The organism is Enterocloster lavalensis (assembly GCF_046603895.1).
Taxonomy (GTDB): domain Bacteria; phylum Bacillota; class Clostridia; order Lachnospirales; family Lachnospiraceae; genus Enterocloster; species Enterocloster lavalensis.
This window is the reverse complement of sequence record NZ_CP176637.1, coordinates 2,647,484-2,661,827: the sequence shown is the minus strand read 5'-3', so window position 1 is coordinate 2,661,827 and position 14,344 is coordinate 2,647,484. Positions and strand designations below refer to the sequence as shown.

15 protein-coding genes are annotated in these 14,344 nt (G+C 54.6%); 14 read left to right on the top strand and 1 reads right to left on the bottom strand.

All coding sequences use genetic code 11. The features are described 5' to 3' along the window. The first annotated feature begins 537 nt into the window (after positions 1 to 537). From ACK2JC_RS11770 to ACK2JC_RS11730, 9 genes are all read left to right on the top strand, one after another. Positions 538 to 1,245, top strand: coding sequence for a FadR/GntR family transcriptional regulator (locus ACK2JC_RS11770; RefSeq protein WP_007719635.1), 708 nt, complete (start codon positions 538 to 540; stop codon positions 1,243 to 1,245). Further along, a complete protein-coding gene (locus tag ACK2JC_RS11765; protein ID WP_092370094.1) occupies positions 1,242 to 2,591 on the top strand; it encodes an ABC transporter substrate-binding protein in 1,350 nt (449 codons plus the stop codon). Before ACK2JC_RS11770 ends, ACK2JC_RS11765 begins: the two co-directional genes overlap by 4 nt. Before the next feature lie 66 nt (positions 2,592 to 2,657). Next, the gene (locus ACK2JC_RS11760; RefSeq protein WP_007719631.1) at positions 2,658 to 3,530 is read left to right on the top strand and encodes a carbohydrate ABC transporter permease; all 873 of its coding nucleotides are present in this window, start codon (positions 2,658 to 2,660) and stop codon (positions 3,528 to 3,530) included. A 4-nt stretch (positions 3,531 to 3,534) separates the two neighbouring features. Further along, positions 3,535 to 4,371 (top strand): carbohydrate ABC transporter permease, encoded by an 837-nt coding sequence (locus ACK2JC_RS11755; RefSeq protein WP_092370091.1) that lies wholly within the window; start codon positions 3,535 to 3,537, stop codon positions 4,369 to 4,371. 67 nt (positions 4,372 to 4,438) lie between these two features. Beyond that, the gene (locus ACK2JC_RS11750; RefSeq protein ID WP_092370088.1) at positions 4,439 to 5,239 is read left to right on the top strand and encodes a transketolase; all 801 of its coding nucleotides are present in this window, start codon (positions 4,439 to 4,441) and stop codon (positions 5,237 to 5,239) included. Continuing rightward, the gene (locus ACK2JC_RS11745; protein ID WP_092370085.1) at positions 5,240 to 6,166 is read left to right on the top strand and encodes a transketolase family protein; all 927 of its coding nucleotides are present in this window, start codon (positions 5,240 to 5,242) and stop codon (positions 6,164 to 6,166) included. A gap of 28 nt (positions 6,167 to 6,194) precedes the next feature. Next, complete coding sequence (locus ACK2JC_RS11740) at positions 6,195 to 6,590, top strand: cupin (protein ID WP_092370082.1); 396 nt, start codon at positions 6,195 to 6,197, stop codon at positions 6,588 to 6,590. A 61-nt stretch (positions 6,591 to 6,651) separates the two neighbouring features. Next, entirely contained in the window at positions 6,652 to 7,305 is a 654-nt protein-coding gene (gene fsa, locus ACK2JC_RS11735) for a fructose-6-phosphate aldolase (protein ID WP_024737554.1), read from the top strand. Positions 7,306 to 7,420: 115 nt separating this feature from the next. After that, positions 7,421 to 7,741: a hypothetical protein gene (locus ACK2JC_RS11730; protein WP_320937227.1), complete on the top strand. Its 321-nt coding sequence runs from the start codon at positions 7,421 to 7,423 to the stop codon at positions 7,739 to 7,741. 75 nt (positions 7,742 to 7,816) lie between these two features. Here ACK2JC_RS11730 and ACK2JC_RS11725 read toward each other — a convergent pair whose 3' ends face one another. Then, complete coding sequence (locus tag ACK2JC_RS11725; RefSeq protein WP_320937228.1) at positions 7,817 to 8,980, bottom strand: sialidase family protein; 1,164 nt, start codon at positions 8,978 to 8,980, stop codon at positions 7,817 to 7,819. 292 nt (positions 8,981 to 9,272) lie between these two features. On the opposite strand from ACK2JC_RS11725, the gene ACK2JC_RS11720 reads away from it, so the two are divergent. The 5 genes from ACK2JC_RS11720 (at position 9,273) to ACK2JC_RS11700 (ending at position 14,287) form a co-directional block, all read left to right on the top strand. After that, a complete protein-coding gene (locus tag ACK2JC_RS11720; RefSeq protein ID WP_227167679.1) occupies positions 9,273 to 9,974 on the top strand; it encodes a cyclase family protein in 702 nt (233 codons plus the stop codon). Between the two features lie 11 nt (positions 9,975 to 9,985). Then, positions 9,986 to 10,924, top strand: coding sequence for an acetamidase/formamidase family protein (locus ACK2JC_RS11715; protein WP_309472121.1), 939 nt, complete (start codon positions 9,986 to 9,988; stop codon positions 10,922 to 10,924). 83 nt (positions 10,925 to 11,007) lie between these two features. Further along, entirely contained in the window at positions 11,008 to 11,904 is an 897-nt protein-coding gene (locus ACK2JC_RS11710; protein ID WP_227167681.1) for an NAD-dependent epimerase/dehydratase family protein, read from the top strand. Positions 11,905 to 12,020: 116 nt separating this feature from the next. After that, positions 12,021 to 12,827 (top strand): FCD domain-containing protein, encoded by an 807-nt coding sequence (locus tag ACK2JC_RS11705; protein ID WP_227167682.1) that lies wholly within the window; start codon positions 12,021 to 12,023, stop codon positions 12,825 to 12,827. A 377-nt stretch (positions 12,828 to 13,204) separates the two neighbouring features. Beyond that, entirely contained in the window at positions 13,205 to 14,287 is a 1,083-nt protein-coding gene (locus ACK2JC_RS11700; RefSeq protein ID WP_276855799.1) for a BMP family ABC transporter substrate-binding protein, read from the top strand. The last annotated feature ends 57 nt before the right edge of the window (positions 14,288 to 14,344 follow it).

The window sequence follows — 14,344 nt, the reverse complement described above, 5'->3', positions numbered from 1 at the left end:
TTACCGTACAGGGCCCTGTATAGGGCGGTTCCGGAAACGCCCAGCGTCTTGGCGATGAAGCTGATAAAATATGTCCCTCCATATAGATTTTCCCTGCAAAAATCCGACGTAATTGATTTCGGCCATATTATAACAGCAACCGGGGATGGGGGCAATAAAAATTGTATATTATGTATTAAATATGTTACAAATACCTGTAATATTGTTGTTTTTATTGTGCAGAATGCACTGTGGCAAAGTGCGCGAAATGTAGCAAAAATTTGTACAAAACAAAAAACAACATACCAATTTGTATGAAATGGACATTAAAGGTATGATGAATTTATGGGATGATTATGCAAATAATATACAAAAGACACGATAAAACAACCTAAAAAGCGGATTAAATTTAAAAAATAGTTAAAAAGCTATTTACAAACATCATATGTTATGGTAGTATAAGGACAGATGAAATGAAAATGTACACAATAATCACTTGCAAATGTCGACTGGAAACTGACAAAATGACGGCGGAGTTCACGCGGAAAGGGGGATCCGATGCGCAAAGATTTAAAAGAATTTCAGAATATTGATGTGCTTCCGATGGCCACGGCCCAGAAGGTCAAGACCATGATCATCCAGCGCCAGATGAAGCCGGGAGACAGGCTTCCGACGGAGAAGGAGCTGGCCGACCTGTTCGGGGTGAGCCGCTCCACGCTGCGGGAGGCGATGAAGTTCCTGAGAGCGGAGAACGTGGTTGTGATCCGCCAGGGAAGCGGAACCTTTGTCAGCGCGGGAACCGGAATCGGGGAGGACCCGCTGGGACTGCATTTCACCAATCAGGAGAATCTGATTGAGAACCTGTTTGAGACGCGTATGCTGATCGAACCGCAGATCGCCGGGCTGGCCTGTCATAGGGCGACGCCCCAGGACATCAAGAACCTGGAGCGGCTGGTGGCGGAGATGGAACGCTGCGAGGTGAACAGCAAGGTTACGGCGGAGCTGGACGCCCAGTTTCACACCGGGGTGGCGGAGTGTACGCACAACGAAGTCCTGATCCGGGTGGTGCCGATCATCATCGAATCCATCCGCAGAAGCCATGTGGAGACACATGACGATCTGGAGAGCTTCAAGCGGGCGAAGCGCAGCCACATGGGAATCTGTAAAGCCATTGCCGCAGGCGATTTCGTGGAAGCCAAGTTTCAGGCCGAGCGGCATGTGTGGGAAACATTAAATGATGTAAGAGAAATGGAGGAACGAAAATGAAAAAAAGACTGTTTGCAAAGAAAACGCTGGCGATGACCATGGCGGCTCTGATGGCTGCCGGGATGCTGGCGGGCTGCTCCTCAGGCAGCAAGGAAACCACTGCCGCTCCGGCCGGCGACACCGCCGCAGCTGCGGCTGACACGACGGCGGCGGGCGGAGACGCGGCCCCGGCGGAGGGAACCGGCGAGGCGGTTACCATCAAGTTCCGCTACTGGGCGGACAACACGGACTATTCCGCTCTGATGCAGGAGATTATTGCGAAGTTCAACGCTGAGAACGGCAAGGGAATCACCGTTGTGGGCGAGGAGAGCCCCTGGGACGGCGGCGCCTACTCCGAGAACCTGTTCAACGCCAAGATGGGCGGCGGCGACGTGGACTGCGCAACCTGGAAGCTGACTTCCACTCCCCTGTTTGTGAACAACGACCTGCTGGCCGATCTGACCCCCATGATCGACGGCTGGGACAAAAAGGACGACATTGACGAGAACATTTACGATATTATGAAGCAGGCCGGCGGCAGCGACAGCATCTATGTGATGCCCTGGAATATTCAGGTACTGTATGTATACTACAGACCGTCCATTTTTGAGGCGGCCGGCGTGGAGGTTCCCAAGACCTACGAGGAGTTCCTCACCGCCATCGAGAAGTGCACCATGGATACCGACGGCGACGGCAAGACCGACGTTTACGGCTTCGGCATGAGAGGCGCCAAGGGCGGACAGGAGCCGTGGGGCAGCTTTATCTACGGCCGCGGCGGCAACTTCGAGGATATGACCACGCCTGAGGCAGTTCAGGGCATGCAGGATTTCATCGACATCTACACCAAGGGTTATGTGCCGCCGACGGCGACCAGCGACGGCTTCAACGAGATTATCGCCAACTTTAAGTCCGGCTTAACCGCCATGACGATCCACCACACCGGTTCCTCCGCAGATATGGAAGCGACCTTCGGCGACGACGTGTCCGCATTCCCGTTCCCGGCAGGCAAGGGCCAGTGGACCTCCATGGGCGACACCGAGACTGTTATCTTCGAGTCCTGCCAGAATAAGGAAGCTGCCTTTGAGTGGGTATCCTACTTAGCGGCGGGTGAAGGCCAGAAGATGTGGTGCGAGGGCACCGGCAACGTTCCGGTCAGCAAGACCGTGCAGGCGGGCGACTTCTTCCAGAGCAACCGTTTCATGAAGGCATCCATCGACGGACAGAGCTATGCGGGCATCCTGCCCATCCTGGACACCACAACCGAGTGGATTTCCACCCTGTGGCCCAACACCGTATCCCAGGCCCTGACCGGCAGCATCACCGCTGAGCAGTGCATGAAGACCCTTCAGGAGGGATTATACCGATAACCGTAACTAACCGATGGGGTTGCAGCGAAAACTGCAGCCCCATAAATCAGAAGGGGGAGTTGATTAATGGTCAAGAAACGATCCATATGGCCATACCTGCTGGTTGCTCCGGCAGTTCTCATCATCTTATGCGTGGTGTTCATACCAGTCATCAACGCTATTTCCATGAGTTTCCAAAATTACGACCTGCGCAGACCGAAGGAGATTGCATTTAACGGAGTTGCCAACTACGCCAAGGCCTTCGGAGACCCATTGTTCTGGGGAGCGCTCTGGAGAACCATCGTGTGGGTGGTGGCAGGCGTTGGTTTCCAGTTTCTGTTCGGATTCATTCTCGCCCTTCTGTTGAACCAGAAGTTCGTGGGGCGCGGAATGGTGCGCGCGGTGAGCATGATTCCCTGGGTGACTCCGGGCGTGCTGATCGGCCTGATGTGGCGCTGGATTTACGACGGCAACTTCGGCGTGCTGAACGACCTGCTGTTAAAGATTCACGCCATCGGGGATAAGATTCCGTTCCTGTCCCAGGTGGGAACCGCGTTTCCAAGCGTGATCGTGACCATCGTCTGGCAGGGTATTCCGTTCTTCGCCCTCATGCTGCTTGCGGCCCTGCAGGGCGTTTCCACGGAAATGTACGAGGCGGCCGACATCGACGGCGCGACGGCCTGGCAGAAGCTGATTTACGTGACGCTTCCGTCTATCAAGAACACGATTTTCGTCACCGGCCTGCTGCGTGTGATCTGGGTGGCCAACTCCGTGGACGTAATCTTCAACATGACGGAGGGCGGACCGGCCTACTCCACACAGACCTTAAGCGTTTACATTTTCAACAAGGGCAACGCGCTGGATTTGGGATATGCTTCGGCTATGGCGCTTTTGATGGCGGCGCTGCTATTGGTAGTGGCGATTCCGTATCTGAAAATGAATTTCCGGGAAGAGGGGTGAGAACATGAAAAAACAATCCAATGTAAAACGCTTTTTCATCGTATTCCTTCCGCTGATTCTGCTGATGGTATTTATCCTGTTCCCGTTCTACTGGACCTTCGTGACCTCTGTGAAGCCCCAGGATGAGCTTTACGGGGCGGTGGTTACATACTGGCCCAGCGCCGTGACCTTCGAGGCCTACAGCAAGCTGTTCACCACCACGGTGAATTTCCTGGCGGCTATGAAGAACAGCTTTATCGTGGCCAGCTTTACCACCATCGTTTCGCTGACAGCCTCCACTTTGGCGGCCTACGCATTTTCCAGATACCAGTTCGCGGGAAGAAAGCTTCTCATGTGCACCTTCCTGTGCAACAACATGTTTCCGACAGTGCTGCTGCTGATCCCGCTGTACACTATCATGCGCAAGCTGGGACTGCTGTACACCCCCACCTCTCTGGTACTGTCCTACACCACCTTTACCATTCCGTTCTCCGTGTGGCTGCTTTTGGGCTTCTTAAACGACCTGCCCATGTCCCTGGAGGAGGCGGCCCTGGTGGACGGCTGCAACAGAGGCTCCGCGTTTGTGAAGATCATTCTTCCCATCCTGGGCCCCTGCCTGGTGGCAACCGGAGTTTACATTTTCATGACATCCTGGAACGAATATACCTTTGCGATGATGTTCACCAACACCGACACCCGCACCATCCCGGTGGCATTAAAGAGCCTGATCGGCCAGCTGGGCGTTCAGTGGGATCTGTTGACCGCGGGCGGCATTATCACCATCATTCCGGTTTGTATCATGTTCTTCTTTGCGCAGAAGCGGCTGGTCGAGGGTCTGACCGCAGGCGCTGTGAAGGGTTAATCAATCAATCTGTCAGCCATCCCACCTTAAGGTGAGTTGACGTCGATAAATGAGGAGGAAAACAATTATGCAGTATGATAAGAAAGCAAAAGAGTTGCGGGCAGAGATCCTGAAGATGCTCTACGCCTGCCAGTCCGGTCATCCCGGCGGGTCACTTTCCTGTGTGGAAATGCTGATGGCGCTGTACTATGAGGTGATGAAGGTGGATCCCAAGAACCCCAAGGATCCGGACCGCGACCGTTTTGTGCTGAGCAAAGGCCATGCCTGCCCCACCCTGTACGCGATCCTGGCCGACTTAGGCTTCTTCCCGAAGGAAGACCTGGCCGATCTGCGCCAGATTAACAGCCATTTGCAGGGCCACCCGGACTGCACCAAGACCCCGGGCGTGGACATGAACACCGGTTCCCTGGGACAGGGCGCATCCCTGGCCATGGGCCTGGCTCTGGCCGCAAAGCATGCGAAGGCGGAGTACAAGGTATATGCGGTTCTGGGCGACGGCGAGTGCCAGGAAGGTCTGGTGTGGGAGGCGGCCATGGCTGCGGCTCACTACAAGCTGGATAACCTGACCTTCATGCTGGATTACAATAAATTGCAGATCGACGGAAGCAACGACGAGGTTATGAGCCTTGGAAATATTGTGAAGAAGTTCGACGCCTTCGGTTTCGAGTGCTTCGAGGTAGACGGCCACGACATGGACGCCATCGTGGCGGCGCTCAAGGCCCCTGTGTCCGGAAAGCCGAAATTCATCTGCTGCAACACCGTCAAGGGCAAGGGCGTTTCCTTTATGGAGGACCAGTTCGGATGGCACGGCAGCCCCATGAACAAAGAACAGTTTGAGAAGGCGTTAAGCGAGCAGGAGGTGGAGTAAATGGGAAAGTCATTGAGAGTTGCTTATGGTGAGGCGCTGGTAAAATTAGGCGCTAAAAATGATAAAGTAGTGGTGCTGGACGCCGACCTGGCCCATGCCACCCAGACCTGTATGTTTAAGGACGTGTATCCGGACCGCCATTTCAACATGGGAATCGCGGAGGCCAACATGATGTGCGCAGCCGCGGGTTTTGCCCACACCGGTTATGTTCCCTTTGTGAGCACCTTCGCCCTGTTCGGCGCGGGACGTGCGTTTGAGCAGATCCGCAATTCCATCTGCTATACCAACTGCAACGTGAAGTTCGGATTCTCCCACTCCGGCCTGTGCGTGGGCGAGGACGGCGGAAGCCACCAGTCCATCGAGGACATCGCGCTGATGAGAGAACTGCCCCACATGACCATTTTCGTTCCCTGTGATCCCGCTGAGACCGAGAAGGCCGTGATGGCAGCCGCTGAGATCGACGGACCGGTTTACATCCGCGTGGCCAGACCTGTGTGCGACGATATCACAACGGCGGACACCCCCTTCATCCCCGGCAAGGCCAATGTGATGAAGGAAGGCACGGACGTGTGCATCATCGCCTGCGGACTGATGATTCCCAAGGCGCTGGAAGCTGCCGCGCAGCTGGAGAAAGAGGGCGTGAGCGCCGCGGTTGTGAACATGCACACCATCAAACCCATCGACAAGGACATTGTGCTGAAAATGAACGAGACCTGCAAGGCCATCGTGACCGTTGAGGAGCACTCCGTGATCGGCGGGCTGGGTTCCGCGGTTGCAGAGGTGCTTGCGGGCCACGACGGCGCGAAATTCGCCATGGTCGGCATTCAGGATAAGTTCGGCAAGTCCGGCAAGCCGGATCAGCTGTTCGAGGCATACGGTCTGACCGCCGCCAACGTGGCCGCCAAGGCGAAAGAGCTGCTCAAATAAATCAGGATTCATTTCGGAGGACGAGGCAATGAATATTTTAAATTATGAGTTTACCGGCGAGGGAATGCAGCGGGTATTTGAGAACGAGAAGTGGACGGTTGGTATCAAGAACTGGAAACCGGCCAACGACGTGACCGGCATCGACTGCCTGGAGCGCCACAACAAGACCGACGAGCTGTTCGTGCTGGTGGAAGGCTCCTGCACCCTGGTGTACGCCAACGAGACAGAGGGCGGACTGGAGTTCGGCGCTGTGAAGATGGAGAAAGACAAAGTCTACAACATTCCGGCCACCTTATGGCACAACACCATCACCTGCAAGGACACCAAGATGATCCTGATCGAGGATTCCAACACATCCATGGAAAACAGCGATATTCTGAACCTGACCGAGGCCCAGATCGCTGAGATGAGAAGCCTGGCATAACAAAGACGGCCGGCGGCGGCTGGGAATGGCCCTGCCGGCCTCCCATATGAGGAGGAAGAAAATGAAATTTTTTGTTGATACAGCGAACGTTGAGGAGATCAAGAAGGCCAACGACATGGGCATCATCTGCGGCGTAACCACCAACCCGTCCCTGATCGCCAAGGAAGGCCGCGATTTCGCGGAGGTGATCAAGGAGATCACCGACATCGTGGACGGCCCCATCAGCGGCGAGGTGAAGGCCACCACCGTGGACGCCGAGGGTATGATCGCCGAGGGCCGCGAGATTGCCAAGATCCACCCCAACATGGTGGTGAAGATCCCCATGACCGTGGAGGGCTTAAAGGCGGTCAAGGTTCTGAACGCCGAGGGCGTAAAGACCAACGTGACCCTGGTGTTCTCCGCAGCGCAGGCGCTGCTGGCAGCTCGTGCGGGAGCTTCCTACGTTTCCCCGTTCCTGGGCCGTCTGGACGACATCTCCATGCCCGGAATCGACCTGATCTACGAGATCACCGAGATTTTCCAGATGCACGATATTGAGACGGAGATCATCGCCGCCAGCATTCGCAATCCGATCCACGTAATCGACTGTGCAAAGGCGGGAGCCGATATTGCCACCGTGCCGTACAAGGTGTTGGAGCAGATGACGAAGCATCCCCTGACCGACCAGGGAATTGCTAAGTTTCAGGCGGATTACAAGGCTGTATTTGGTGAATAAAGCGATTGAAAAAATACTTAAGATTCATTATAATGTTAGCAGTGTAAAAGCTGCTAACATTATTTTTTTGCTTGGGTGGGCCGCCAAGTGCGGTTTGAGATGGAGGAAGATATCGATGATTAAAAAATTTGTAGAGTGCACCACAGTCAGAGCGCGTATTGACATGCTTTCCAACACCTTTTTGGGCGACTGGTCCGAGCAGGACTTAAACATTATTCTGAGCGCCCTGGGTTTGACCGCGGAGGATTACGCCGCCAAGGCGGATAAGATTTCCGCTATTGAGCAATATCTTGCAGACTACAAGCGCAAGGTGGAGCGGGAGAGCACCATGAACTGTGAAACCATGGACAAAATGCCGGTCCGGGACGAAGGGGAGACCATCTATGAGGAAAAGGGATTGGTCGGTATTCTGAAGCGTGCGCTGGATACGGAATAAATTGAGGATAAATTAGAGGGGTGAAGAGCCGTCTGCCGCGGGGATGCGGGAGGACGGCTCTTTTTATTTCCTGTGTTAGCTCACATCCGGCTGCCCCAGTGCCTGATTCACCAGCACGCGTTTCCTTCCGCCGGGAGATTTTAAGCAGCCCGTCAGAACGTCCTCCTCCGTAAAACGTGCCATAAGGATTTCCCGCTGTTTGACGCGCTCGTAGTCGTAGGTCACGTAGATATAGCCGTCCGCCCCTTCCTTTGCGTCCGGGTAGGCGGCGTCGTTGCGTTCGTCCAGCAGCAGTGTGTAAGGCCAAGTCTGTCCATCATCTTCGCTGAGCATGGCAGTCAGATGGCTGCGGCCCTTCCAGCTTTTCACGTTACCCTGCTGAAGGATATTGTCCAGATCGATGCGCTCCCCGAAATGAAAATGATTGATCATCAGCAGTCGGCCGGATTTCAGCCGGCGGATGTGGAAGCGGGAACAGGGGCCGTCAATATGGCTTTTACGTCCGGGAGTCCAGGTGCGCCCGCCGTCGCGGGAGAAACTCTCTCCGATTCCATCAAAGGTTCGCACCAGCATCCAAAGGGTTCCGTCTTTCTTTTCCACAATCATGTGCTCGTCGAAGCTCCGGTTGGGCACGTCGGCACTGCCGCGCAGCGAGAAAGTCTCACCTCCATCCGTGGAAGCGTAAACGTTGGAAAACTGTTCCTGTTCCAGGCCGTGGCGCTCGGTTGGGGGAGCGCCGCACTCATCCCGCCAGATGGCGCACGGGAACAACCAGTCGCCGGAGGCGTCCACAATGGGCTTGTTGATCATGATGCCATTGGCGATCCGGCGGGGCGGTGTCCACTCCAGCCGTGGTGCGTCCGGCTCTTTGCAGACCGTGGCCCAGACGCCGCTGCGGCAGTCGTTGAATCCCTTCGTCTGGTTGTAGATCATCCACAGTTCTCCGGCGGGCGATATCCACAGACAGGGGTCGTAAATACGGCAGAGGGGGTCCGGATGTTCAATAACAGTGACGCAGGAGCGAAAGGTTTCCCCGCGGTCGTCGCTGGTGCACAGCATGAGGAAGTTTCCGCCGACCTCCGCGCCCTGACCCGAAAAGAAATTTACAAAAATACGCCCTTTTTCTGTGACTTCGATGGAGGGAATACCCTGCCATCTGCGATAATCGTCCTGGAAACGGGGAGCGTCGGGCTCTACATATAGGATAGCCGGTGTCATGGAAGAATTGGGATTGCTCATAAGAACCTCCTTTTGACTAATCATTAATGGTGAGTGATTAGAGCTTATCATGAAACGGAGTGATTGTCAATAATATTCAAAAAATGGAAAAAATAAAGGGATTGGTTGGCTTATTATTGGATATTGATGAAACAAATGCAGGATGATTTATATAAAATAAATAAAAACATGGAGGGGTGCAGAGCTGAAATGGGAAAAAATACTTGACAAACATAAGTGTCAAAGCTATGATTATTCTGTAACTACTCATAAATGATGAGCAATATGCGAAGAATAAACGAGGAGGGCACATATGGCGCAACGTATCGTGGATTTGACACTGCGTATTGAGAACAATATGCTGGCGCCCGACTGTTTCCAGCGCCCGGTTTACGTAAAGGCGATGACCCATGAACAGTCGGTTGCAATGGGGAATGGGACCAAGGATGATCCAATCACTTCTTCTTATAACTATCTTTCAATCATTGAACATGTGGGAACTCATGTAGATTCGTTCTATCATATGAGGCCGGACGGGTTGACCATTGACCGGATGCCGCTGTCCATGTTTTTCGGGAAGGCGGTCTGCCTGGATATGACCTGCATCCCGGAGCGGGGGAAGGTGACCGTGGCGGATGTAGAGCGTGCTGAGCGGGAGAACGGGGTTAAAATCGATGGGCATATTGTCCTGTTCGCAACCGGACTTCATGAGCGATACTACCCGGATCCCAAAGTCCTTACCCAGAATGTGGAGATATCCCCGGAAGTGGTGCGGTGGCTGGCTGCGCGTGGCTCGAAGGTCCATGGCGTCGAAGGGCCGTCCACGGATATTATGGATACCAAGCTGTTTCCCAGCCACAGAGCCTGTCGGGATGCGGGGCTGACCCACTATGAGTGGCTGGTGAATCTGACGGCTCTGATCGGGGCGGGTGAATTTATGTTTTACGGGGTTCCGCTGCTCCTGGATCAGGGAACGGGATCTCCGGTACGGGCCTTCGCTGTGCTGGAAGATTAAAAGGAGGCGCTATGGCCGAATATACATTACTGCCGCAGCGGGATAATCTTCACGGAGTTCTGGATCCGGAGCTTCCTCCGGCACTCCGGGTCCGGTCTGGGGATACGGTCCATGTGACCACTCTGGAGGCGGACTGGCGGCTGGGCAGACCCCAGGGATCACCTCTTAAGGCGCCGCTGTTTCCAAGGATCAAGGGACGGGACGACGGGCATGCGCTGTCCGGTCCCATCTATGTGGAGGGCGCGCGGTCCGGCATGGCGCTAAAGGTTGAAATTGCTGAGATCGTCACGGAGAACTGGGGTTGGAGCTCCGTTGGAATCGGAAACCGGGATCATTTAAACCGGCTGGGGTTCTCCGGGGAGGAGGATTTCAGGGTATGGGATCTGGACGTCCATCGGGGAATATGCCAGGGGCCGGATGGCATGACGGTTCCGCTTTCTCCTTTTCCGGGCGTTGTGGCCGTGGCGCCGGAGGGGGAGGGTCCGGTTCGGACCCACATACCCGGAAACCATGGCGGGAATCTGGACTGCCGCGCCCTGACTGCAGGAAGCACTGTGTATCTGCCGGTGTTCCACCCGGGCGCTCTGTTTTCCGTGGGAGACGGCCATGGGGCGCAGGGGGATGGGGAGTCCGGCGGGACGGCTGTGGAATGTCCGTTTCGGAGCATTTCCCTCCGCCTGTCTGCTGTGGATTACCTGATTAAAAGCCCGGTGGCGCATACGGCGGAGGGCTGGATGACATTTGGGTTTCACGAGGACCTGACGGTGGCGGCTTACGAGGCGCTGCGGAATATGCGCCTGCTTCTTAAACGGGCGTTTGATATGGAGGAAACGGATGCAATGACATTTTGCAGCGTCGGAGCCGACCTGCGGGTGACGCAGATTGTCAACGGGATACGCGGAGTTCACGCGGTTGTGCCGGACCGGATCTGGGATACACTGGGGAAATGACTGGTCCCGCTAAAACGGGGGAATGGGACTGCGGGCTGCTTACGGGCACATTAGCAAAAGAATTCAGTATGGAGGTATGATAAATGGCGACTTTAATCATCGGCGGAAACGGTCTGGTGGGAACGAGGCTGGTGTCCCATCTGTGCGGCATGGGGGAGGAAGTGATCAGCTTCAGCGGACATAAGCCTTCCTGTGAGGTGAAGGGCTGTACCTATGTGCAGGGCGACGTGACGGAGTACGGGACGATCAACCAGATTCTGCACACCCACAAAGTGGACCGGATCCTGCACAACGCGGCGGTCTCCCATCCAAAGCTGTTTTTGGACAACCCTTACAAGATATACCGCACCAACGTGGTTGGAACGCTGACTGCTCTGGAAGCGGCGCGCAACTATGGCGTCGAACGTTTTGTCTATATGAGTTCCGGCGCGGTTTACGGGAACGTGTCCCTGGAAACGGTGCCTGAGGAGACGCCGCTGCATTCGGAAAGTCCTTATGGCGCCACAAAGGTGGCCTGCGAGGAGCTGGTCAGAAACTATGGGCTGGACAGCGTGTCGTTGCGGATCGGGTTTGTGTACGGACCGGGAAGAAAATTCGAGTGTCCCATCCATATGCTGTTGGACGACTGCATGAACCACAAAGAGGTATGTTGGGAGCACGGCATGGACCAGGTTATGGACTATATATTTGTGGATGATTGCGTGGAGGCGATTGCGACTGTTTCTATGGCAAAGAAACTTCCCCACAGGGAATATAATGTGGGAGGCGGGGAAAATGTACCCTATTCCAGAGTTGTGGAGCAGGTGAAAATGCTTTATCCCCAGGTCCCCATTCAGATCGGCGGGGGAACGCTGGGCTACGACAATCTGGGCGCAATGAGTATGGAGCGCATGTACCGCGATTTCGGCTGGAAGCCCGGAGTGACGGTGGAAGAGGGAATTGTGCTTTATAATGAATGGCTTAAGCACGAGCGTGGTTAGCTTGATGGCGTGCCGGGAAATTTCCGGCGCGCTTGCTTTGGTTGTATTGAATTAATGAAATCCTCATGGTATGATGGTAAAAGATGGAATTATTTTAGAAGAAAGCAGGGAAATATATGGCGGCGGTAGGAGATGAGAAAAAACGTCTGATGCAGACCGGTGTATTCCGCACACAGAACGATGTGGTGACCTACCTGTTGGCGCGCATGATCGGAAAGAGCGAGTCACCGGTAGGCGCGTGGACGTTGAAGGAGGAGCTGGAGCAGAGCGGGATCAACTACGGAACCGCGACGGTCGGCCGTTATCTGAAGGAACTGGATTCCAGAGGGATGACAGAGCAGCGGAGTAACCAGGGGCGTATTTTGACGGAGGACGGTAAAAAATGGCTGGCAAAGGTGTCCGGCAATGTGGCCAGAGCCCAAATGCACAATGAATCTTCAAAAGCGCTCAGGGTGAACAAATACTCGGATCTGGTGGATCTGATCCAGGCCAGAAAGGCCATTGAGGTGGAGGCGGTGCGCCTGGCGGTAGCCAACGCTACGGCCCAGGAGGTGGAAGCGCTGAAGAAATCGGTGTTGATCCACTATCGCTACGTGGCGGAGAACCGGGATCCCACAGAGCCGGCTCTGGATTTCCACATGGTTGTGGCGGATATGAGCCATAACCGTTTTATCAAGGCTATGCTGGACATGCTGTTTTTTGAGGAGCGCCAGATTGAGAACAATATGGAGCAGCTGGTGACCAGGGAGCGAGGGGATGCGTACGTGGTTGAGCACGACGACATTACGAACGCCATTGAGGCCCGCGACGAGGAACTGGCTGTCCAGCTGATGGAACGGCATATTGACGCACTTTTAAATGCGGTTCGGGAACAGATTGAGAAGATGGCAGAGGAGGATGAGCCTGAAAATGCCGGAGCCTGAACAACGGGATACGCATGCCGGGAGTTACAAGAGCGGCACAGAGTGAAAAGCGGTGGAATAAACAGATTCCACCGCTATATTTTTGAATATCACAGCTCTTTTATGATGAGCTAGGGCGGGGGGGGGGGGGTTCTGCGAAAATGTAGAGGAGAATGTCTGCAAAATTAACCACTGATACTTGCTGACGATGAATGATTGATACAAAATATCTATAAAATAAAGCTTAAAATCTAAAAAAATAAGCAATAAAACGTACTAATAAAATCAAAAATAAAAAAACATAAACATATTGACAAAAATAGTGGATGTCTTTATAATATAATCATACTCATCATAGATGAGCAGTGAAGCGGAAAAGAGAAATGGAGGAAAAACGAATGAAAAAAATGTTATCAGTAGCATTGGCAGCGGCGTTGGTACTCGGCATGGCGGGGTGCGGCGGAGCCGGCGCGCCTGAGACGGCGGCAACGGAAGCGGCGACAACTGCGACGGAGGCGGCGAAGGAGAGCGAGACTACGGCGGCTGGTTCCACGGAGGCGCAGAAGGCTCCGGAGCAGTCTGAGGGCGGCAAGAAAGCGGCGATGATCACGGCGCAGCCCCTGGGGGACAAGGGCGTGACGGACAACACTTACGAGGGCTTTAAGAGAGGCTGTGAGGAGTTTGGCTACGAGCCCACCGTGGTGGAGGTTCAGGCTGGAGAGTATGAGGAGACGCTGCGTGCGCTGTGTCAGGAAGGTTATGACATTATCATGCCCTGCTGGTCCGCCCTGGAGGACGCCTGCGCGAAGGTATCCGCAGAGTACCCGGACAGCGAGTTTATCATGGTATTCAGCGAGATCGAGCTTCCCAATGTGAAGTCCCTGATCAGTAAGCAGGAGGATGGCTCCTACTTAGCAGGCGTGGCGGCGGCGATGACCACCAAGAACGACCACATTGCGTTCATGGGCGGCTCCGACAACCCTCAGATCAACAAGTTCCTGGCGGGCTACGACGCAGGAGCCAAGGCGGTCAACCCGGATATCAAGATTGATGTGACCTGGGTGGGAAGCTTCGACGACCCGGCCAAAGGGAAAGAGCTGGCGCTTATGCTCTACGACCAGGGAGCCGACATTATCTATGTGGCGGCAGCGGCTTCTTCCACCGGAGTGTTTGACGCGGCCAAGGAGACCGGAGGTATGGTAGTTGGATGCGATGTTGACCAGAACGGAATCGTACCCGGACAGGTCATCGGCTCCATGGTGATCAACTATGGCAACTGGGTTTATCAGGCGTTCCAGGAGCGCGAGGACGGCGGGTTGAAGTTCGGCGCTTACAAGTACGGCCTGGAGAATGACGGCCTGGATCTGCTGCTGCCGGAGGAATCTGTGTACAAAACCCCGGATGATATTGCCGCAGCAGTGGCGGAGGCAAAGGAAAAGATCCTGAGCGGGGAAATTGTAGCTCCGACTGCTGTTCAGTAGGTTTGGTATCGTTTGGGCATCTGGAATACAGCGGCTTTCCAGGTGCCCTTTTTGCGG

Bases quoted from the DNA above. Each gene is read 5' to 3' on its own strand.
- ACK2JC_RS11770 (WP_007719635.1), top strand. From the start codon at position 538: ATGCGCAAAGATTTAAAAGAATTTCAGAATATTGATGTGCTTCCGATG.
- ACK2JC_RS11765 (WP_092370094.1), top strand. From the start codon at position 1,242: ATGAAAAAAAGACTGTTTGCAAAGAAAACGCTGGCGATGACCATGGCG.
- ACK2JC_RS11760 (WP_007719631.1), top strand. From the start codon at position 2,658: ATGGTCAAGAAACGATCCATATGGCCATACCTGCTGGTTGCTCCGGCA.
- ACK2JC_RS11755 (WP_092370091.1), top strand. From the start codon at position 3,535: ATGAAAAAACAATCCAATGTAAAACGCTTTTTCATCGTATTCCTTCCG.
- ACK2JC_RS11750 (WP_092370088.1), top strand. From the start codon at position 4,439: ATGCAGTATGATAAGAAAGCAAAAGAGTTGCGGGCAGAGATCCTGAAG.
- ACK2JC_RS11745 (WP_092370085.1), top strand. From the start codon at position 5,240: ATGGGAAAGTCATTGAGAGTTGCTTATGGTGAGGCGCTGGTAAAATTA.
- ACK2JC_RS11740 (WP_092370082.1), top strand. From the start codon at position 6,195: ATGAATATTTTAAATTATGAGTTTACCGGCGAGGGAATGCAGCGGGTA.
- fsa (WP_024737554.1), top strand. From the start codon at position 6,652: ATGAAATTTTTTGTTGATACAGCGAACGTTGAGGAGATCAAGAAGGCC.
- ACK2JC_RS11730 (WP_320937227.1), top strand. From the start codon at position 7,421: ATGATTAAAAAATTTGTAGAGTGCACCACAGTCAGAGCGCGTATTGAC.
- ACK2JC_RS11725 (WP_320937228.1), bottom strand. From the start codon at position 8,980: ATGAGCAATCCCAATTCTTCCATGACACCGGCTATCCTATATGTAGAG.
- ACK2JC_RS11720 (WP_227167679.1), top strand. From the start codon at position 9,273: ATGGCGCAACGTATCGTGGATTTGACACTGCGTATTGAGAACAATATG.
- ACK2JC_RS11715 (WP_309472121.1), top strand. From the start codon at position 9,986: ATGGCCGAATATACATTACTGCCGCAGCGGGATAATCTTCACGGAGTT.
- ACK2JC_RS11710 (WP_227167681.1), top strand. From the start codon at position 11,008: ATGGCGACTTTAATCATCGGCGGAAACGGTCTGGTGGGAACGAGGCTG.
- ACK2JC_RS11705 (WP_227167682.1), top strand. From the start codon at position 12,021: ATGGCGGCGGTAGGAGATGAGAAAAAACGTCTGATGCAGACCGGTGTA.
- ACK2JC_RS11700 (WP_276855799.1), top strand. From the start codon at position 13,205: ATGAAAAAAATGTTATCAGTAGCATTGGCAGCGGCGTTGGTACTCGGC.